At 66.9% G+C, this 19,469-nt stretch carries 16 protein-coding genes; 10 read left to right on the forward strand and 6 right to left on the reverse strand.

What is annotated here, in order from left to right; translation table 11 throughout:
• Positions 1 to 4: 4 nt before the first annotated feature.
• Positions 5 to 931, forward strand: coding sequence for an ABC transporter permease (locus tag ACN6O8_RS13005; protein ID WP_427991445.1), 927 nt, complete (start codon positions 5 to 7; stop codon positions 929 to 931).
• 7 nt (positions 932 to 938) lie between these two features.
• Positions 939 to 2,666 (forward strand): dipeptide ABC transporter ATP-binding protein, encoded by a 1,728-nt coding sequence (locus tag ACN6O8_RS13010; protein WP_427991446.1) that lies wholly within the window; start codon positions 939 to 941, stop codon positions 2,664 to 2,666.
• A gap of 229 nt (positions 2,667 to 2,895) precedes the next feature.
• Here the strand turns inward: ACN6O8_RS13010 and ACN6O8_RS13015 are convergent, their stop codons facing one another.
• Positions 2,896 to 4,368, reverse strand: coding sequence for a YdgA family protein (locus ACN6O8_RS13015; protein WP_427991447.1), 1,473 nt, complete (start codon positions 4,366 to 4,368; stop codon positions 2,896 to 2,898).
• 304 nt (positions 4,369 to 4,672) lie between these two features.
• On the opposite strand from ACN6O8_RS13015, the gene ACN6O8_RS13020 reads away from it, so the two are divergent.
• The 4 genes from ACN6O8_RS13020 (at position 4,673) to ACN6O8_RS13035 (ending at position 9,305) form a co-directional block, all read left to right on the forward strand.
• On the forward strand, positions 4,673 to 6,187 hold the full coding sequence (locus ACN6O8_RS13020; protein WP_427991448.1) for a DEAD/DEAH box helicase: 1,515 nt from the start codon (positions 4,673 to 4,675) through the stop codon (positions 6,185 to 6,187).
• Between the two features lie 45 nt (positions 6,188 to 6,232).
• Positions 6,233 to 6,862 carry a LysE family translocator gene (locus ACN6O8_RS13025; protein WP_049070507.1) on the forward strand — a complete coding sequence of 210 codons (630 nt, stop codon included), beginning with the start codon at positions 6,233 to 6,235 and terminating at the stop codon, positions 6,860 to 6,862.
• Positions 6,863 to 6,973: 111 nt separating this feature from the next.
• Positions 6,974 to 8,581 carry a peptide chain release factor 3 gene (locus ACN6O8_RS13030; RefSeq protein ID WP_427991449.1) on the forward strand — a complete coding sequence of 536 codons (1,608 nt, stop codon included), beginning with the start codon at positions 6,974 to 6,976 and terminating at the stop codon, positions 8,579 to 8,581.
• 37 nt (positions 8,582 to 8,618) lie between these two features.
• A complete protein-coding gene (locus tag ACN6O8_RS13035; RefSeq protein ID WP_427991450.1) occupies positions 8,619 to 9,305 on the forward strand; it encodes a hypothetical protein in 687 nt (228 codons plus the stop codon).
• Positions 9,306 to 9,390: 85 nt separating this feature from the next.
• Here ACN6O8_RS13035 and bfr read toward each other — a convergent pair whose 3' ends face one another.
• The gene (gene bfr, locus ACN6O8_RS13040) at positions 9,391 to 9,867 is read right to left on the reverse strand and encodes a bacterioferritin (protein WP_175134246.1); all 477 of its coding nucleotides are present in this window, start codon (positions 9,865 to 9,867) and stop codon (positions 9,391 to 9,393) included.
• A gap of 360 nt (positions 9,868 to 10,227) precedes the next feature.
• Positions 10,228 to 11,142 (reverse strand): DMT family transporter, encoded by a 915-nt coding sequence (locus ACN6O8_RS13045; protein ID WP_427991451.1) that lies wholly within the window; start codon positions 11,140 to 11,142, stop codon positions 10,228 to 10,230.
• 110 nt (positions 11,143 to 11,252) lie between these two features.
• Between ACN6O8_RS13045 and ACN6O8_RS13050 the strand changes: the two genes are divergently transcribed.
• A complete protein-coding gene (locus ACN6O8_RS13050; RefSeq protein ID WP_427991452.1) occupies positions 11,253 to 12,173 on the forward strand; it encodes a LysR substrate-binding domain-containing protein in 921 nt (306 codons plus the stop codon).
• Here ACN6O8_RS13050 and ACN6O8_RS13055 read toward each other — a convergent pair.
• Positions 12,143 to 12,424 carry a (2Fe-2S)-binding protein gene (locus tag ACN6O8_RS13055; RefSeq protein WP_427991453.1) on the reverse strand — a complete coding sequence of 94 codons (282 nt, stop codon included), beginning with the start codon at positions 12,422 to 12,424 and terminating at the stop codon, positions 12,143 to 12,145. The genes ACN6O8_RS13050 and ACN6O8_RS13055 overlap by 31 nt on opposite strands.
• 120 nt (positions 12,425 to 12,544) lie before the next feature.
• Positions 12,545 to 13,990 carry an RNA polymerase factor sigma-54 gene (rpoN, locus tag ACN6O8_RS13060; protein WP_427991454.1) on the reverse strand — a complete coding sequence of 482 codons (1,446 nt, stop codon included), beginning with the start codon at positions 13,988 to 13,990 and terminating at the stop codon, positions 12,545 to 12,547.
• Here rpoN and ACN6O8_RS13065 point away from each other — a divergent pair.
• The 3 genes from ACN6O8_RS13065 (at position 13,989) to leuA (ending at position 17,886) form a co-directional block, all read left to right on the forward strand.
• On the forward strand, positions 13,989 to 14,612 hold the full coding sequence (locus ACN6O8_RS13065) for a hypothetical protein (protein WP_427991455.1): 624 nt from the start codon (positions 13,989 to 13,991) through the stop codon (positions 14,610 to 14,612). The two genes, rpoN and ACN6O8_RS13065, sit on opposite strands and share 2 nt — an antisense overlap.
• A 193-nt stretch (positions 14,613 to 14,805) precedes the next feature.
• Entirely contained in the window at positions 14,806 to 15,783 is a 978-nt protein-coding gene (locus ACN6O8_RS13070; RefSeq protein ID WP_427991456.1) for a tripartite tricarboxylate transporter substrate binding protein, read from the forward strand.
• A 393-nt stretch (positions 15,784 to 16,176) separates the two neighbouring features.
• Positions 16,177 to 17,886: a 2-isopropylmalate synthase gene (leuA, locus tag ACN6O8_RS13075; RefSeq protein ID WP_427991457.1), complete on the forward strand. Its 1,710-nt coding sequence runs from the start codon at positions 16,177 to 16,179 to the stop codon at positions 17,884 to 17,886.
• Between the two features lie 166 nt (positions 17,887 to 18,052).
• Here the strand turns inward: leuA and ACN6O8_RS13080 are convergent, their stop codons facing one another.
• The gene (locus tag ACN6O8_RS13080; RefSeq protein WP_427991458.1) at positions 18,053 to 19,381 is read right to left on the reverse strand and encodes an amidase; all 1,329 of its coding nucleotides are present in this window, start codon (positions 19,379 to 19,381) and stop codon (positions 18,053 to 18,055) included.
• Positions 19,382 to 19,469: the final 88 nt, after the last annotated feature.

The raw sequence follows: 19,469 nt of genomic DNA on the forward strand, positions 1-19,469 counted from the left end.
CCTCATGAACGCCCGCATCGCTCCCTTCTTCGCGCGCGCCGCCGACAGCGACCTCTGGCACAGCTTCAAGCGCTCGCCCGGCGCCATCATCGCCGCCGCGGTCACGCTGGTCATCCTGCTGGGTGCGCTGTTCGCGCCGCTGGTGGCGCCGCACAACCCGTTCGACCTGGCCTCCCTGAACATCATGGACGCCAACACCCCGCCGGCCTGGCAGGAAGGCGGCAGCCCCGACTTCCTGCTCGGCACCGACGACCAGGGCCGCGACATTCTTTCGGCGATTCTCTACGGCTCGCGCGTGTCGCTGCTGGTGGGCTTCGCCTCGGTGCTGTTCTCGATGGTGCTGGGCGTCACGCTGGGCCTCATCAGCGGCTACGCCGGCGGCCGCGTCGACAGCTTCATCATGCGCATCGCCGACGTGCAATTGTCGTTCCCGGCCATCCTGGTGGCGCTGCTGATCGACGGCGTGGCGCGCGGCCTGTTGCCGCGCGACATGCACGACGAGCTGGCCCTGTACGTGCTGATCTTCGCCATCGGCATCTCGGGCTGGGTGCAGTACGCGCGCACCGTGCGCGGCTCGACGCTGGTGGAACGCAACAAGGAATACGTGCAGGCGGCGCGCCTCATCGGCATCGGCCCGGTCACCATCCTGCGGCGCCACATCCTGCCCAACGTCATGGGGCCGGTGCTGGTGATCGCCACCATCCACCTGGCCATCGCCATCATCACCGAGGCCACGCTGTCGTTCCTGGGCGTGGGCGTGCCGCCGACCGCGCCGTCGCTGGGCACGCTGATCCGCATCGGCAACAGCTACCTGTTCTCGGGCATGTGGTGGATCTCGATCTTCCCCGGCATCGCGCTGGTCGCGCTGGTGCTGTCGGTCAACCTGCTGGGCGACTGGCTGCGCGACGCGCTCAACCCCAAGCTGCGCTGAGGATGCCATGGCCCTGCTGAACATCGAAGACATCCGCATTGAATTCCCCAGCCGCCGCGGCACCCTGGTGGCGGTGGACGGCGTGTCGCTATCGCTGGAGAAAGGCGAGATCCTGGGCGTGGTCGGAGAGTCCGGCGCCGGCAAGTCGACCATCGGCAATGCCGTGATCGGCCTGCTCGAAGCCCCCGGGCGGCTTGCAGGCGGCGCGGTTTTGCTCGACGGCGAACGCATCGACACGCTCACCCCGGCGCAAAAGCGCAAGGTGCGCGGGCGCCGCATCGGCATGATCTTCCAGGATCCGCTGACCTCGCTCGACCCGTTGCAGACCGTGGAGAGCCAGCTTGTCGAGACCATGCTGGTGCACCTGGACCTGACGCACCAGCAGGCCAAGCAGCGCGCGGTGCAGTTGCTGGCGCAGGTCGGCATCGACCAGCCCGAGCTGCGCGTGCAGCAGTATCCGCACCAGTTCTCGGGCGGCATGCGCCAGCGCGTGGTGATCGCGCTGGCGCTGTGCTGCGAGCCCGAAGTCATCATCGCCGACGAGCCCACCACCGCGCTCGACGTGTCGATCCAGGCGCAGATCCTGGAACTGCTGAAAAAGCTCTGCCGCCAGGAACAGGTCGGCATGATCATCATCACCCACGACATGGGCGTGATCGCCGACGTCACCGACCGCGTCGCCGTGCTGTACCACGGCAAGCTGGTCGAGCAGGGGCCCACCGCCAAGATCCTGGGCGACCCCGACCATCCCTACACCCGCAGCCTGATCTCGGCGGTGCCGCGCCCCGACATCAAGCTCAAGCGCTTTCCGCTGGTCACGTACATCGAGGACGTCAAGACCCCCGCCAGGCCGCTCGACCTGGCCACGCACTGGCTCGGACAGCGCCGCGACTTCGGCGCGCGCGGCGAGGGCCCGTTGGTGCGGGTCCAGGACCTGAGCATGCGCTTCGTGCTCAAGAGCGCGTTCCTCAAGCGCAACCAGCGCACGCTGGACGCGGTCAAGCGCGTCAACTTCTCGATCGGCGAAGGCGAGGTGTTCGGCCTGGTGGGCGAATCCGGCTCAGGCAAGTCCACCGTGGCGCGGCTGATATCGGGCCTGTACACACCCAGCGGCGGCACGGTCACGTTCGGCGGCACCGACCTGACCGCGCTCAAGGGCGAAAAGCAGCTCAACCCGTTCCGCCGCCAGATCCAGATGATCTTCCAGGATCCGTTCTCGTCCCTCAACCCGCGCATGCGGGTGCTGGATATCGTGGCCGAGCCTATCCGCTTCCACAAGCTGGCGGCCAGCGAAGCGCAGACGCGGCAGATCGTCGCCGATCTGCTCGACGTGGTCGGGCTGGGCGAGCGCGCCGCCGAGCGCTTCCCGCACGAGTTCTCGGGCGGCCAGCGTCAGCGCATCTGCATCGCGCGGGCACTGGCGACGCGCCCGCGCTTTCTGATCTGCGACGAGCCGACCTCGGCGCTGGACGTATCGATCCAGGCGCAGATCCTCAACCTGCTCAAGGACCTGCAGGAACAACTGGGCCTGACCATGCTGTTCATCAGCCACGACCTGCCCGTGATCCGCCAGATGTGCGACCGCGTCGGCGTGATGCGCTACGGCGAACTGCTGGAAGTGGCGGACACCGAAGCGCTGTTCCAACATCCGCAGCATCCCTACAGCCAGCACCTGCTGGGCCTGATGCCGCGTCTGCAATCCATGTCCCGCGCGGGACTGGAAGTGGCGGACTGACCCCGATCCGTCCGCCAAGGAGCGAGACACGAGTGCGTTGCCCCAGACCCTGTTCATCGGCGGCAAAGTGTTCGATGGGCGTGGACGGCCACGGCGTGGTGGCGCAGGGCTGCGTGGCCGACCTTCTGCTGCTGGTGCGCGGCGCATGAAAAACGGGCTGCCGCGCCAGTGGCGCCGCAGCCCGCGTGGGGCGCCGGCATCGCGCCGGCGCCAGGGTCGTGTCCGCGCGTTAGCGCATGCCGCCCATCGCGCCGCTCATGACCATCATCATGAACTGCTGCAGCGGCATTTTCTTGCCATTGAAGTCGACCTGGCCATCAGCGTAGTTCAGGTAGGAAACGATATTGTCGTTTTCCGCCTTGGCCACCCCCATCGCGACCGCCATCGTGCCCACCATTTCGGCCTGGCCCTTGGCGGTCTGGGCCGCGCGGTCGGCCGGCACGCCACGCATCTGCGGCTCGATCGCCATCAGGTCGGCCAGATTGGCCTTGGACAGCACCAGCTTGGCGTTGAGCTTGCGGATGGCTTCCATGGCCAGGTCGCTGGCCGGCTTGTCGGTCGAGGCCGGCTTGGTCAGGTCCACGTCCAGGTTGAAGGTCGAGGTGCCGTTGGCGGTGCGCACCTGCAACGGCGACACCGACAGGCTGGGGTTGCCGGCCAGCAGCAATTCGACGTTGGTCTTCAGGATCTGCTGCTCTTCCGGCGTGAACTCGGGCACGGCCTCATCGCCGCCGCTTTGCATCATGCGGCGCGACGAAGCTTCATAGACGTCGTTGAGCGCCTTGAGCGCCTTGGGGTCCATGTTCTTCATGCCGATGGCCAGTTGCAGGCCCGCCATGTCCTTTTGCTGGACATTGATCATGCCGAAATCCAGCACCATCTTGGCATTCACGCCGGTATCGGCCTCGGCCAGGTCCACGGCGATGCCGGTGTCCTTGAGCAGCACCGGCGGCTTGGTCTTGGACGTGATGGTCCATTCCTTGAAGACCAGCTTCTGGCTGCCCATGGCCATGTCGCTCTTGCCCGGCATCAGGTCGCTGTTGAGCGTGATGCCCTTGACCGCCATGCCGACGATATCGCTCTCGCCGGCCGGGCCGGCCAGCGTCAGGCTGTCGCTCTTGAGCGCCAGGATGCCGTGCTTGGTGGTGGTGTCGAAGTCGACATCGCCGGTCATGCCGGAGAAGGTCAGGGTGGTCTGGTTGCTGGTGGCCTCGGCCGGAGCCAGGTTGAAGTTGCCGGTGACTTTCTTGCCATAGCTGACGCTATACGCGCCCGACAACGGCGTGGCGCCCTTGGTGGCGGTGAACCAGCCCTTGACCGCCGGGGTTTCCTCGATCTGGAAACGGCTCGCGACCATGGCCGGGGCCAGCTTGCCCGAGGCCAGGTTCGAGAACGGGAACGGGCCGTGCGACAGGTGCTCGACAAACTGGATCTCGCGCTCCTCGGCCGCCTTGCCATCCTTGGCCGGCAGGGTGACCTTGATGCGGTAGCGCTCGGTCGACGAGAACACGCCGCGCTCGAACGACATCAGTTCGATCACGGGCGTCACGCCCCACTGTTCGCCGACCTTGCGCAGTTCGACGTTGCCGTCTTCGATCGACTGTTTGACGAACGCCTCGGCCTTCTGGCCGGTGTACCAGGCCGTGCCGGTCCAGATTGCGCCCAGTGCAACGACCAGACCCGCTATTGCCGCCTTTTTCATAGCAACCCTTGATTCTTTTGGTGGAGGTAAGCCGACGGATTATAGGGAGACGGGCCTAGGGATTACACTAATTTCGTGCTTTTTTTATGCAAAATGTTACGCAGCAATACTCCCAGCGCATGCGCACGCATGGCGCGGCGCCGCATCAGCTACAATCGCCAAGCGTGCTTTGCCAATCCGCACGCGTCCGCTAGGCACTTCGCCGCCAAGCTTCGCCCCCCCAAGGGCGCTTCCCTTTTCTCCTTATTCGTCCGCCTGGATTGGAGTCTCTCAACTTGAGCGACGGGCTGCCGCTGGAGTTGTTTTGACTACCTCTTCCTCTTTCGCCGACCTCGGGCTGGCCGAGTCCCTGTTGCGCGCCATTGCCGATACCGGCTACACCGCGCCCACCCCCATCCAGGCCCAGGCGATTCCGCAGGTGCTGAAAGGTGGCGACCTGCTGGCCGCCGCCCAGACCGGCACCGGCAAGACCGCCGGCTTCACCCTGCCCATTCTGCACCTGCTGATGCAGCGCAAGCCGGAAGCCCGCAAGCCCGGCCGCCCGCGCTGCCTGATCCTGACCCCCACGCGCGAACTGACCGCGCAAGTGGCCGAATCGGTGCAAACCTACGGCAAGCACACCGGGCTGACATCCATGGTGATGTTCGGCGGCGTCAACATCAACCCGCAGATCTCGGCCCTGCGCAAGCCGCTGGACATCCTGGTGGCCACCCCCGGCCGCCTGCTGGACCACTGCGGCCAGAAGACGGTCGACCTGTCCGGCGTCGAGATTCTGGTGCTGGACGAAGCCGACCGCATGCTGGACATGGGCTTCATCCGCGACATCCGCAAGATCCTGGCCCTGCTGCCCAAGCAACGCCAAAACCTGCTGTTCTCGGCCACCTTCTCGGACGAGATCCGCGCGCTGGCGCGCGGCGTGCTGAACGACCCGGGCGAAGTCTCGGTCACCCCGCGCAACACCGCCACCGAACTGGTCACCCAGACCGTGCACATGGTCGAACAGCACCACAAGCGCGACCTGATCAGCCACATCATCCGTGAAAGCGGCTGGCACCAGGTGCTGGTGTTCACGCGCACCAAGCACGGCGCCAACCGCCTGGCCGAAAAACTGGTCAAGGACGGCCTGACCGCCGCCGCCATCCACGGCAACAAGAGCCAGTCGGCCCGCACGCGCGCGCTGGCCGGCTTCAAGGACGGCACCGTGACCGTCCTGGTGGCCACCGACATCGCCGCCCGCGGCCTGGACATCGACCAATTGCCCCAGGTGGTGAACTTCGAACTGCCCAACGTGCCCGAAGACTACGTGCACCGCATCGGCCGCACCGGCCGGGCCGGCGCCACCGGCGCCGCCGTCTCGCTGGTCGACAGTAGCGAAATCAAGCTGCTCAAGGACATCGAGCGCCTGATCAAGAAGACCATCGAACGCAAGCCGGTGCTCGACTGGACCCCGCCGGCCACCAGCGCCGCGGCTTTCGAGCGCCAGGAGCGCGACGAAGACGCGCGCCAGCCGCGTGGCGGTGGCGGCCGTAACGGCGGCCGTGGCGGCAACGCCGGCGCGCCGCGTTCGCGTCCGGCCAACGCCGCGCCGCGTAGCGCCGGAGGCGGCCGCGCCCCGACGCCGGCCCGTGCCGGCGACAACAACCGTGGCGGCCAGGGCGCGCGCGACGGCAAGCCGGCCGAGCGCCCGGCCCACGCCGGCCGCGGCGACGCGCGCCCGGCGCAGAACCACCGCCGTCCCGACGGCAACGCGCGTCCGGCCGGCAACGGCGGCAACGGGCGCCCGGCCGGCGCCCCGCGCGCGGCGCTGTTGTCCAAGTAATATCAGCGGCAGACCCGTTACTGCGACTCAAGGACCCGCGCCATCATGCCCCTTTCCACCTGGTTGACGTTCTTCCTGGCCTCCTGGGCCATTTCGTTCTCGCCCGGCGCGGGGGCCATCTCGGCGATGTCCTCCGGACTGAAATACGGGTTCGCGCGCGGCTACTGGAACACGGCCGGCCTGATCCTGGGCATTCTGTTCCAGTTCGTGGTGGTCGCGGTGGGCCTGGGCGCGGTGCTGGCCACCTCCGAAATGGCCTTCAACGTGGTCAAGTACCTGGGCGTGGCCTACCTGATCTACCTGGGCGTGCGCCAGATCCGCACCGACGCCGCGCCGGTCGCGGTCGATGCCGGCGATCCCAAGCAGGCCTCGATTCGCGAACTGGTGATGCGCGGCTTCCTGATCAACACCATGAACCCCAAAGGCACGGTGTTCCTGCTGGCCGTGGTGCCGCAGTTCGTCGACACCGCCTTGCCGCTGACGCCGCAGTACGCGGCGCTGGCCGGCACGCTGGCCTTCACCGACCTGGTGGCGATGGGCGTGTACACGCTGCTGGCGGCGCGCGTGCTGCGCCTGCTGCGCGACGCCAAGCACATCCGCTGGATGAACCGCACCTTCGGTTCGCTGTTCATCCTGGCCGGCGTGTTCCTGGCTTCGTTCCGCCGCCATTCCTGAATTTCCACGCGCGGGGCACGCGCCGGCAACGGCGCGTGCCCCGCTTGTTTCGATGCACGATACCGGACCGCGCCGGGCGCAAGCCGCGGCGTCAGGTTGAACCCTCCGATCATGAACATCCCACAAGAAGTAGCGCGGCGCCGTACCTTCGCCATCATTTCCCACCCCGACGCGGGCAAGACCACGCTGACCGAAAAGCTGCTGCTGTTCGCAGGCGCGATTCAGATCGCCGGCAGCGTCAAGGCGCGCAAGGCCTCGCGCCACGCCTCGTCCGACTGGATGGAAATCGAAAAGCAGCGCGGCATTTCGGTGGCCTCGTCGGTGATGCAGATGGAATACCGCGACTGCGTCATCAACCTGCTCGACACTCCGGGCCACCAGGACTTCTCGGAAGACACCTACCGCGTGCTGACGGCGGTGGACGCCGCGCTAATGGTGATCGACGCCGCCAACGGCGTCGAACCGCAAACCATTCGCCTGCTGCAGGTCTGCCGCGCGCGCAACACGCCCATCATCACGTTCATCAACAAGATGGACCGCGAAGTGCGCGAGCCGCTCGAACTGCTCTCGGAAATCGAAGGCCACCTGGGCATGGACGCCGTGCCGTTCTCGTGGCCGGTGGGCATGGGCAAGGCCTTCGGCGGCGTGTTCGACATCCGCCGCGACCGCATGCGCGTGTTCCGTCCCGGCCAGGAGCGCCGATCCGACAACGACGACTTCATCGAAGGCCTGAGCAACCCCGAAATCGCGCGCCGCTTCGGCTCGGCCTTCGAGCAGGCCAGCGGCGAGATCGAACTGATCAACGAAGCCGCGCCGGCGTTCGACCGCGACCAGTTCCTGGCCGGCAAGCAGACCCCCGTGTTCTTCGGCTCGGCCATCAACAACTTCGGCGTGCAGGAAGTGCTGGACGCGCTGGTCGAACAGGCCCCCCCGCCCGGACCGCGCATGGCGCTGCAACGCGAGGTGCAGCCCGAGGAACCCAAGTTCACGGGCGTGGTGTTCAAGGTGCAGGCCAACATGGATCCGGCCCACCGCGACCGCGTCGCCTTCGTGCGCGTCAGCTCCGGCCGCTTCGAGCGCGGCATGCGCCTGAAGGTCGCGCGCACCAACAAGGAAATGCGCCCCAACAACGTGGTGTCGTTCCTGTCGCAACGCCGCGAACTGCTGGACGAGGCCTATGCCGGCGACGTCATCGGCATTCCCAACCACGGCGTGCTGCAACTGGGCGACGTGCTGACCGAAGGCGAGACGCTGCAATTCACCGGGCTGCCGTTCTTCGCGCCGGAACTGTTCCAGGCGGTCGAAGTGAAGGACCCGCTGCGCACCAAGCAGTTGCGCACCGGCCTGACGCAGCTGGGCGAAGAGGGCGCGATCCAGGTGTTCCGCCCCGAGGCCGCCGGCGGCTCGCTGCTGCTCGGCGCGGTCGGACAATTGCAGTTCGAAGTGGTGGCCCACCGCCTCAAGACCGAGTACGGCGTGGATGCCCGAATGATGCCGTCGCGCTACACAATGGCACGTTGGATTACTTCTGATAACCCCAAGGCGCTGCGCAAGTTCATGGATGCCAATGCCGCCCATATCGCCTATGATGTGGTCGATGCGGCGGCGTTTTTGATCGGTTCGCCCGCGCAGTTGCGCGTGGCCGAGGAACTGTATCCGGATGTGAAATTCCACGCCATGCGCGAGCACGGCGGCAAGGTTTTCGGAGACAAGGCGTAGACCCGCTCGGGTACCGCACGGCAGATTGAGGGTAGCAATGTCTTGGCGTTTATTATTCGCAACGCTCCTGCTGGCGCTTGGCGCGTCGGCGTGGGGCGGTATTCAATTGGGTGACTGGCTGGTGGCGCACGCGCCGCAGGCCGCGCCCGCGCCCGGCCAGGATGCGGCCGCGTCGCAACAGCCCGTGCTCGACGCCAATGGGCGTCCCTACGTGGCGCAGCCGCCGCAACCGCGCATCGATGGCACGCTCGGCGTGCCCGACAAGCCCGCCGACCGCGAATGGGCCATCAACACCGTCTCGCTGTTCGACACCGTCAGCGATCCGGCCGTGAAGCTCTCGCGCGAACGCATCAGCCAGGAACAGGCGCGCGAAATCGCCGCCGCCTCGCAAGTGCCGCTGCCGCAGGGCGGCTCCGACGTCAGCACGCTGGATCTGCAGGCGCCAGGCACTGGCGCCGCCGTCAATGGCGGCCAGGGCCAGCCCGCCACCCAGACGCAGGCTGCCGGCTATGGCAACACGCCGATGGTGCAGGCGCCGCCGCCCAACTCCTCGCCCGCTCCCGGCGCGCCCGGCTGGCAGGACGCGCTCAAGCGCGAACTGGCGCAGTGCGCGACGCAAGGCTTCTTCGAGCGGCCCTCGTGCTCGTGGGCGGCCCGCAACAAATACTGTGCTCCGAACCGCGCCTGGGGCACGATGGCCGAGTGCCCGGCCCGCCCGCAGTAAGCCCGATCCCGCGGAGCGCGCCACGCGCGAGCCCTGCAAAAAGAATGGCGCCCCGAGGGCGCCATTTTCATGCCGGGGCAACCGGTCAGTCGGGCACGGACATCTGGCTTTGCAGGTAGTTCTGCAGGCCCACCTTGTCGATCAGGTCGATCTGGGTTTCCAGGTAGTCGATGTGCTCTTCGGTGTCGTCCAGGATGTCCTGGAACAGATCGCGCGAGACGTAGTCGCGCACCGATTCGCAGTAAGCCATGGCTTCCTTCACGGTGGCCTGGGCGCCTTGCTCCAGCTTCAGGTCACAGGCCAGCAGTTCCGGCACGTCTTCGCCGATCAGCAGCTTGTGCAGGTCTTGCAGGTTGGGCAGGCCGTCGAGCATGAAGATGCGCGCGATCAGACGATCCGCATGCTTCATTTCGCCGATGGATTCTTCGTACTCGTGCTTGCCGAGCTTGTCGAAACCCCAATGATTCAACATGCGCGCATGCAGGAAGTATTGGTTGATCGCCGTCAACTCGTTGGTCAGCTGCTTGTTCAAGAATTGGATGACGGTTTTATCGCCTTTCATAACGGACTCCTTGCAGTCAGGCGCGACGCGCACTGCATCGCGACAAGAAGCGCACGATGCCGCGAGTACGCAACCCCGGCAGACTAACATCGGCTGCGGGGCCGCGCCTAGCCTTGGCGCGCATTTGGTAAACCGCTTTACGAGCGCAATCAGAAAGCGATAAATAAATGAGAATGAGTCTGCCTGCGCGATGATTTGCACGAACCGCGCAGGCGTTTTGCGCCTCGCGCCGGCACGATGGGCTCGTTTGCGCCAGCGTTTCACGCCCGCCGCCGCCGGCAGGGCGCGCATTGGCGCGCCAGATTTTTCAGACAGTTCTGAGGCCCGCCGCGTTGTGCCGGCACAACCGGCGCGCATGCCCTATGGCGCGCGCCGCGTCGCCAGCCAGATGCCGAACGCGATCGGCACGATGCCCAGCAGATCCAGCCACGACACGGATTCGCGCAACACCACCCAGCCGAACAGCAGGCCCAGCGGCGGCATCAGGAAATGCAGCGCGCTGGCCGCGGTGGCGCTGGCACGGCCCAGGATCATGAACCACAGGTAATAGCCGCCGATCGATACCGCGACGATCATGTAGGCCATGCTCCAGAACAGGCTTGCCGTCATGCGCGCATCGCCGAGGCTATCGTGCATCAGCGCCACCGGCAGCAGCGTCGCCGCCCCGGCTAGCGACTGGATGCCGGTCGCCATCCACAGCCCGGTGGCGGGCTTGAGCCGCTTGTACATCAGCGTGCCCGCCACCAGCGCCACCAGGCCGCCCGTCACCAGCAGGGTGCCATGCAGGTCTTCCTGCATGCCCGACAGGCGCGACCGCAGTACCAGCGCCACACCCGCCAGCCCCAGACACAGCCCGAACAGCTTGCGCCAGCCCAGCCGCTCGCCCAGCACCGGCCCGGCCAGCACCCCGATCAACAACGGATTGGTGCTGATCAGCACCGCCGTGAATGCGGACGACACGGTCGTCATGCCGCTCCAACTCAGGCCGAGATAAGCCCCATTGTTCAACACGCCCAGCACGACCAGCGCCGCCAGGTCGCGGCCGCTGGGGCGCGACCAGCGGCCACTGGCGGCGGCCACGCCGAGCATCAGGGCGCCGGCGATCAGGAAGCGGATGGTCAGCAGAGTCAAGGGCGGACAGTCGCGCACCGCGATCTTGGCCGCCGCGAACGCCGAACTCCACAGGAAACAGAATGCCGCGATGGGCATCCAGGCCACGCCCATCGGCGCGTCGGCGGGCAGGGCGGTGGCGGATAAGGTCGATGACGCCTTCATGGCAGATCCGGGCAAAGGAAGAGGAGCCCATTCTGGGCGCGGCCCTATCCATTGACAAACGCTTTATTTGGATCAAGAGTATTTGAAAAACCGATGCATAGGTGGGCTTCATGCTCGATCTCGATCTGTTGCACAGCTTCGTCTCCGTGGTCGACGCCGGGGGTTTCACCCGCGCCGGCGAACGGGTGCACCGCAGCCAGTCCACCGTCAGCCAGCAGATCCGCAAGCTGGAGGACACCCTCGAATGCACGCTGTTCGTGCGCGAAGGCCGCCAGGTTCACTTGACCGAGGACGGCGAGCGCCTGCTGGGCTACGCCCGCCGCATGCTGGCGCTGTCGACCGAGGTGCGCGAGGCGGTCAGCGGCCGCAAACGGGTCGAGGTGATCCGGCTGGGCGTGCCGGACGACTTCGCGGCCGACACGTTGACCGCGATCGTGGCGCAGTTCGCCCGCGCCCGGCCGGCCGTCAGGCTATCGGTGCGCTGCGACCTGACCGTGGCGCTGACACGCGGACTGGAACGGGGAGACCTGGATCTGGCACTGATCAAGCGTGAACCGAGTGCCGCTCCGGCGCTGGCGGCCTGGGCCGAACGCCTGCATTGGATCGCTGGCCATCACGCGCTGCCCCCTAGCACCGAACCCGTGCCGTTGGTCGCGTTTCCGCAGGGCTGCATCTACCGCAATCGCGCGATCCACGCGCTGGAACGGGCCGGGCGCCGCTGGCGCATCGCCTACGAAAGCCCGAACCTGCTTGGGCTGCAGGCCGCGTTGGCCGGGGGGTTGGGGGTGGCGCTGCTGGAACGCCGCTGTATCGCAGCCGGCCATCGCCTGGTGGATGCCCTGCTGCCGGCAGTGCCGCCGACCGAACTGGCGCTATGCCTGTCGGATACGGCGCGCGAGCCGGTGCGCCAACTGGCGGCGATGATCAGGGCGTTTTGTGAAACGGAAACGGAACGGCTTGCAGCGCAGGGCCTGCAAGCCGTGGCAGGTGGCGTCGCCGCTCAGGCGACGGCGACCTGGATGACCGGATAGCCGCTGTTCGCCGCGGCCGAGCCCGGCTCGGCCATGGTGGCCGGCGGGGTGACCGGAACGGCGATCGAGCGCACGTCGCACACGCTGGAGCAGCGGCCGCCCGGCAGGTATTCGGCGGCAGTGGCCGCGCAGCAGCCGCAGCATGTGGCCACGCCCAGCTCGAACTGCAGGTCGGCAAGCGACGTCGCGCCCGCGTCCACGCTGGCGCGGACTTGGCGTTCGGTGATGGCATTACATACGCAAATGTACATGAGAATAATTATCGGGATTTGTTCATGCAATGGCAAGTACCCAGCGTAAATAATTTGCAACTACGTCGTCATCTAACCCATTGAAATAAGGGACGTTTTTCCAAAGATTCGTCCCTTATTTCATCGCGCCGCGGACTGCGCCTTGCGCAAGGCGGCGGGCGCGATCCGCAGCGCTTCGCGGTACTTCGCGACGGTACGGCGCGCGATAACGATGCCCTGGTCCGCCAGCTTTTCCATGATCTGGCTGTCCGACAGCGGCTTGGCGCGGTTCTCCTCGGCCACCATCTGGCGGATGAAGGTCTGCACCGCCGTGGCCGAGGTGGCGTCGCCGCCGTCAGTCGAGACGCCCGTTCCGAAAAAGCGCTTGAGCTCAAGCGTACCGAACGGAGTAAGCATGTACTTCTGCGTAGTGGCGCGCGAAATGGTGGACTCGTGCAGACCCAGCTCGCCGGCGATGTCTTTCAGGATGAGCGGCCGCATCGCCGCCGGCCCCTGGCTGAAAAAGGCGGTCTGGCGATCGACGATGGCCTGGGCCACCCGCAGGATGGTGTCAAAGCGCTGCTCGACATTGCGGATCATCCATTTGGCCTGCTGCAACTGCGATTGCAGGCCGGCGTGGGCCGATTCCTTCTGATTGGCCAGCATCTGCGCATACAGCCCGTTGATCTGCAGGCGCGGCACCGCGGCGCTGTTGAGCGTCACCTGCCAGCCGCGGCGCGTCTTGCGCACGATGACGTCGGGCACCGCGTAGTCCGCCGCCGGCACCGTCCAGGCCCGGCCCGGCCGCGGCTCCAGGCGCCGGATCAGGGCGTGGGCGGCGCGCAGCGTGGCTTCGTCGCAGCCGGTCGCCGCGCACAGCTTGGCGTGATTGCCGGTGGCCAGCAGCGCCAGGTGCTGGGCGCAGATCTGGCGGGCGCAAGCCAGCGCCTTCGGGTCGGCGGCTTCCGGCAGGCGGGCCAGATCGGGGTGGCGCAACTGCAACAGCAAACACTCCGACATGTCGCGCGCGCCGATGCCGGGAGGATCGAAGGATTGCAGCAGCGCCAGCGCGGCGCGCAATTCGTCCAGATCCGGTTCCATCTCGGCTGGCAGCCAACCCAGGATTTCCTCCAGGGGCGAGCCCAGGTAGCCGTTTTCGTCCAGTTCGTCGATCAGCAGCGCCGCCAGCGCGGCATCGCGCGGCGCCGCGCGCGTCAGCACCAGTTGGCCCAGCAGGTGTTCGCGCAGGGTATCGGGCCGGGCCGCTTCGGGCAGGCTGGAGTCATCGTCGGGATAGACCCCGCCCGAGCCCGGCATTTCCTCCACCGGCGCGTCGCGCTCCGGCGCGGGCTCGTCATCCTGCACCGATGATTCGCGCTCGGATTCCGCCTGGGTCTCGACCGATGCGGGTTCATCGTCGCGTTCCAGCAACGGGTTGTCCGCGAGCATTTGCGAGATTTCCGCCTCGAGCTCGAGCGTGGACAGCTGCAGCAATCGGATCGATTGCTGCAGTTGAGGGGTCAGCGTCAGATGCTGGCCGGGCCGCAGTTCTAAAATAGGACGGGTCATAGGTACAATATTTTGCATGATGAATCAGACTTCGCCCGCACGCGTTCGCCAGGATTGCCGACTTATCGGCCAGACCCTGCTCAAACTGGCGCTTCCCCGACTTCTGGTGCGCGCGATCGTGATCGCCGTGGCCGCGATCGTCTGGTATCTCGCCGCCTCCTGGATCCTGGATTTCGGCAAGCGCGTCAATTACGAATTCCTGCATTCGCTGGGCCAACCCACCATGGACATGGTGCAGAAGGTCAACCCCTACGTCTGGTGGGCCGCGACCGGCATCTGGACCCTGATCGTCTTCTTCATCGTGCGTGCCTGGCTCTCGGCCAGCCTGGCGGCGGGCCGCGCCACGCCGGTTCGCACCGAGGTGCTGGCCGACCTGGCGCCGCAATTGTCGGAGGAATCCGTCGGCGTCCTACGCTGGACCTGGGGCAGCCGCGAAGAACCCTTCACCGTCGGCGACCTGCGGCGCTCGCTGTCGGAAATCCGCCACAACCGCATCGGCAAGATCGCCATGGTGGCCGACCAGGCCGCCATCCTGGACGGCACCGCCGCCCGGCCGACGGGTGGCGGGCGCGATGATGACCGCCGCGATTCGCGCGAACAACGCTACATCGAGCCGCGCATCGGCGGTCCGGCGCGCTGAAGCGGCCGTACCGCCGCCAGTCCGATAGTCCGGGCCGCCACGAGGCGGCCCTTTTTGTTTCAGTGCCCAGCCAGCCGGGCTCCCCTATACTGATCCTCCAGGCTCGCGCAACCGCGGCCGCGCACGCCATTACAACCATAACCGGCAATCGAGACCCGCCGGATGCGCGGCCAGCTCCTGGAGTTTGCTTTACATGTTCCGCACCCCCGTCCGGTATGCCGCCGGCCTTCTGCTGGCCTGCTCGGCCGCCTTCGTCGCCGCCCCGGCATCCGCCGCCTGGCCCGACAAACCCATCACGTTCGTCGCGCCCTTCAGCGCCGGCGGCGCCAACGACCTGGTCGCGCGCATCCTCGCCAAGGCCGTGGGCACGACGCTGCACCAGCCCGTCATCGTCGAAAACCGCCCCGGCGCCGGCGGCGTGGTCGGCGCCGCCCACGTCGCGCGCAGCGCCGCCGATGGCTACACCTACCTGGTAGGCAGCAACGGCACCGTCACCAACAGCCTGATCCGCTCGGACCAGCCCTACAAGGACGAAGAACTGACGCCGGTCGCGCTGCTGTCGATCACGCCGTCGGTGATCGTGGCCAATCCGTCGAACCCGGCCAAGGACCTGAAGGACTTCGTCGAACGCGCCAAGCAGGCCAAGACCGACCGAATCACGTTCTCGACCGCCGGCAACGGCAGCACGCCGCACTTCGTGGCCGAGATGGTCAAGGAAGCCACCGGGCTGCCGGTCGAGCCGATCGCCTACAAGAGCGGCTCGGAAGGCGTGACCGCGGTGATCGGCAAGCAGGTCGACGCCACCTCGGAAGCCAGCATCGTCACGCTGCCGCTGGTGCAGAGCGGCAAGCTCAAGGCCCTGGCCACCACCTGGGACAAGCGCATGGCCAGCGCGCCGGACATTCCCACCACCGCCGAGCAAGGCTTCCCGGCCATCCGCATCGGCCACTGGGCCGGCCTGTTCGCGCCCGCCGGCACCCCGGCCGACGTGCTCGACAAAATGAACGCCGCCATCGAGCAAGCGCTGCAGACCAAGGAAGTGCAAGACGCGCTGCGCCAAAGCAGCATCGAGCCCGGCGGCGGTTCGCGCGCCAGCTTCGTCGAGTTCGCCAAGAGCGAGCGCGAACGCCTGGGCCAGGTCGTCAAGAACGGCCACATGCAGACGCAATAAAGCTTGTGACGCCAGGCCGGGGACCGATCCGTCCCCGGCTTTTTTGTTGCCTTACCGATTGCGCTGTTCGCAAAAGTATGTTTGACTAGCAACCTATGGCCGCTTACCGCACCTCCCTCGCGATTGCCACCGGACGCTCCGCCGCTCCGGTCGCCGGCCTGCGCGCTCGTACCGCCTTCATCGCGCTATCGCTATACCTACCGATCGGTTGCCGGGCCTAGTGTCCCCGTGGTAGCTCGGCAGCCACGCTTGCCACACGCGAATTCCTTTTTTCCAAACTGAATCTTGTGCCGCCAGACGCGGCCAACCCTGGCATATCGGGCCGCCATCCGGCCGCATGCCGGCCGAGGAAACCGATCCCGGGATTCACAAGAAACCGATCGAGGTGTAGTGATGATGCTTGCCAACCCCGCCACCAAATACGTCCCCTTCACGCCGTTCGCCCGCGACTTTTCCGAACGCACCTGGCCCAGCCGCCGCATCACGCAGCCGCCGATCTGGATGAGCACCGACCTGCGCGACGGCAACCAGGCCCTGATCGAGCCGATGAGCGTCGAGCGCAAGCTCCGCTTCTTCGAACAACTGGTCAAGATCGGCTTCAAGGAAATCGAAGTGGGGTTCCCGTCGGCCTCGCAGACCGACTTCGATTTCGTGCGCAAGCTCATCGACGAAAAGCGCATCCCCGACGACGTCACCATCATCGTGCTGACGCAGTCGCGTGAAGACCTGATCAGCCGCACGGTGGAATCGGCCGCCGGCGCCAAGCAGGCCATCGTCCACTTGTACAACGCCTGCGCGCCGGCGTTCCGCAAGGTCGTGTTCAACATGACCAAGGACGAAATCAAGAACATCGCCACGACCGGCACGCGCCTGGTCAAGCAGTACATGGCCAAGCACCCGGAAACCAAGTGGCGCTACCAGTACTCGCCCGAAGTCTTCAGCACGACCGAACCCGAATTCGCGCTGGAAGTCTCGAACGCCGTGGCCGACGTATGGGAACCCACGCCGGACTGCAAGATGGTGCTGAACCTGCCCGCCACCATCGAGGCCACCACGCCGAACATGTACGCCGACCAGATCGAGTGGATGCACAAGAACCTGGCGCGCCGCGACAGCATCGTGCTGAGCGTGCACCCGCACAATGACCGCGGCACCGCCGTGGCCGCCGCCGAATTCGCCGTGATGGCCGGCGCCGACCGCATCGAAGGCTGCCTGTTCGGCAGCGGCGAGCGCACCGGCAACGTCGACCTGGTCACGCTGGCCCTGAACCTCTACACCCAGGGCGTGCACCCGGGCCTGGACTTCTCGGACATCGACGAAGTGCGCCGCTGCGCCGAGTACTGCAACCAGTTGCCCGTGCACCCGCGCCATCCGTACGCCGGCGACCTGGTCTTCACGGCCTTCTCCGGCTCGCACCAGGACGCCATCAAGAAGGGCTTCGCGCAGCAGCAGCCCGACGCCGTCTGGGAAGTGCCGTACCTGCCGATCGACCCGGCCGACCTCGGCCGCAGCTACGACGCCGTGATCCGCGTCAACAGCCAGTCGGGCAAGGGCGGCGTGTCGTACCTGCTCGAACAGGAACACGGCCTGGTGTTGCCGCGCCGCCTGCAGATCGAATTCAGCCGCGCCATCCAGCGCGTCACCGACGAGACCGGCCGCGAAGTCACCGCCGACGACGTGCACACCATCTTCAGCCGCGAGTACCTCGAACAGAAGGCCCCGTGGAAGCTGGTGCGCCATCGCATCGACGGCAATCCGGCCGCCGGCGAAGGCCAGCACTTCAGCATCGAGGCCGAACTCGAATACAACGGCGAACGCCGCATCGTGACGGGCAAGGGCGACGGCGCCATCTCGGCCTTCGTGGCCGCGCTGGACGTGCCCGTGCGCATCATGGACTACCACGAGCACGCCATCGGCACCGGCACCGACACCCGCGCCGCCTCCTATGTGGAACTGCGCGTCGGTGATTCGAGCACGGGCTTCGGCGTGGGCATCGACCGCGACATCGTGACGGCCTCGTTCCAGGCCGTGCTGAGCGCGGTGAACCGCCACATCAACGCCGGCGCTGTCGCCACCGAACAGGAAGCCGCCGAGGCCGCGTGATCCGCAGCCAGGCCGCGGGCGTGGCGGTTACCGCCGCCGCGTCCCCCGCGCGCTTCTTACGGTGAAGCCGCGCCGCACAAAAAACAGCCCGCCATGATCCGGCGGGCTTTCTTTTTGCGCGTCTGATTCGACGGCGCGGCCAACCGCGCGTTGCGCGCCGGTTCGTTCAGCCGCGCGGCCACATGTCGGAGGCGCCGATGTCGGGCTCGCGCGCGGCCAGCAAGCGCTCATGCACCCAGGCCGCGATCGCCAGGGTGCGGTGATCGTCATGACGCTTGCCGATCAATTGCAGGCCGACCGGCAGGCCCTGCGGACCGGTGGCAAACGGCAGGTTCAGGCACGGCAGGCCGAACAGCGTCCAGGCGCGCGAGAACTGCGGGTCACCGGTGCCGAGGTCGGCGAACGGCGCTTCGCCGCTGGCGGCGGGCGCCAGCAGCACGTCGTACTTGTCGAACCAGCCATCCACCCGCGCGCGCGACTCGGCGGCGCGTGCCAGGTTCTTGATGTGTACCTCGGCGCTGATCTGCGCGCCGGCTTCGAGGATCGCCTGGAGCTTGGGGCTGAGTTGCGCGGCATGTTCCAGCCGCTCGTAAGCCAGCGCCTGGGATGCCTCGAACGCCATGATGTCGGCGTGCAACTGCACCAGCATGCAATGCTCGGCCGGCAGCGGCAGCTCTTCGACCTGGGCCCCGGTGCGCGCGAGGATGGCGGCCGCCTGGGCGAAGGCCTCCTTGGTCTCGGGCTGGGCGTGGCGCCATTGCAGGCTGCGGTACATGCCGATGCGCGGCTTGGCGTCGTAGTTCAGGTTCAACAGGCGCGGATCGCGCATGAGCACCGAGGCGAACAGGGCCACGTCCGGCACCGAACGAGCGAAGCCGCCGACCGTGTCGAGCGATTCGGCCAGGCTCTTGACGCCGGCGCGCGCAATCGCGCCGAAGGTGGGCTTGTAGCCGACGATGCCGCAGTACGAGGCGGGGCGGATGATGGAGCCGGCGGTCTGCGAACCCAGCGCGAACGGCACCATGTCGTCGGCCACGGCGGCGGCCGAGCCGCTGGAGGAACCGCCCGGCGTATAAGCCTCGTTGCGCGGATTGCGCGTCGGGCCGGCCTGGTAGGTGGCGAATTCGGTGGTGACGGTCTTGCCGATCACGATGGCGCCGGCATGGCGGCACAGCGCCACGGCGGCGGCGTCCAGGCCGGGGCGGTGGCGCTCGTAGATGGGCGAGCCATAGCGGGTGGGCAGGTCGACCGTATCGAACAGGTCTTTCACGCCGATAGGCAGGCCGTGCAGCGGGCCGCGCAGGGGACCGCGGTCGAGGGCTTCGGCGTGCTCCAGGGCGGCCTGCTTTTGCAGCGCCGTCCAGGCATGGATGGTGTTTTCGCGTTGTTCGATGCGCGCAAAGCAGGCTCGCACCAATTGCACCGCGGTCAATTCGCGCCGTTGCAGCTTGTGCGCCGCTTCAAGCGCGCCCAGTCTGTTTAAGGCAGTAGACATGATCCTTTCCTCTATCCCGGTGCCGCGCAATATGCGCGGTACTGACTTCCGCACCCGGTCCCCTTGACCTGGGGTTTATCCTGATACG

This window comes from Achromobacter sp. (assembly GCF_050285565.1).
Taxonomy (GTDB): Bacteria; Pseudomonadota; Gammaproteobacteria; order Burkholderiales; family Burkholderiaceae_B; genus Achromobacter.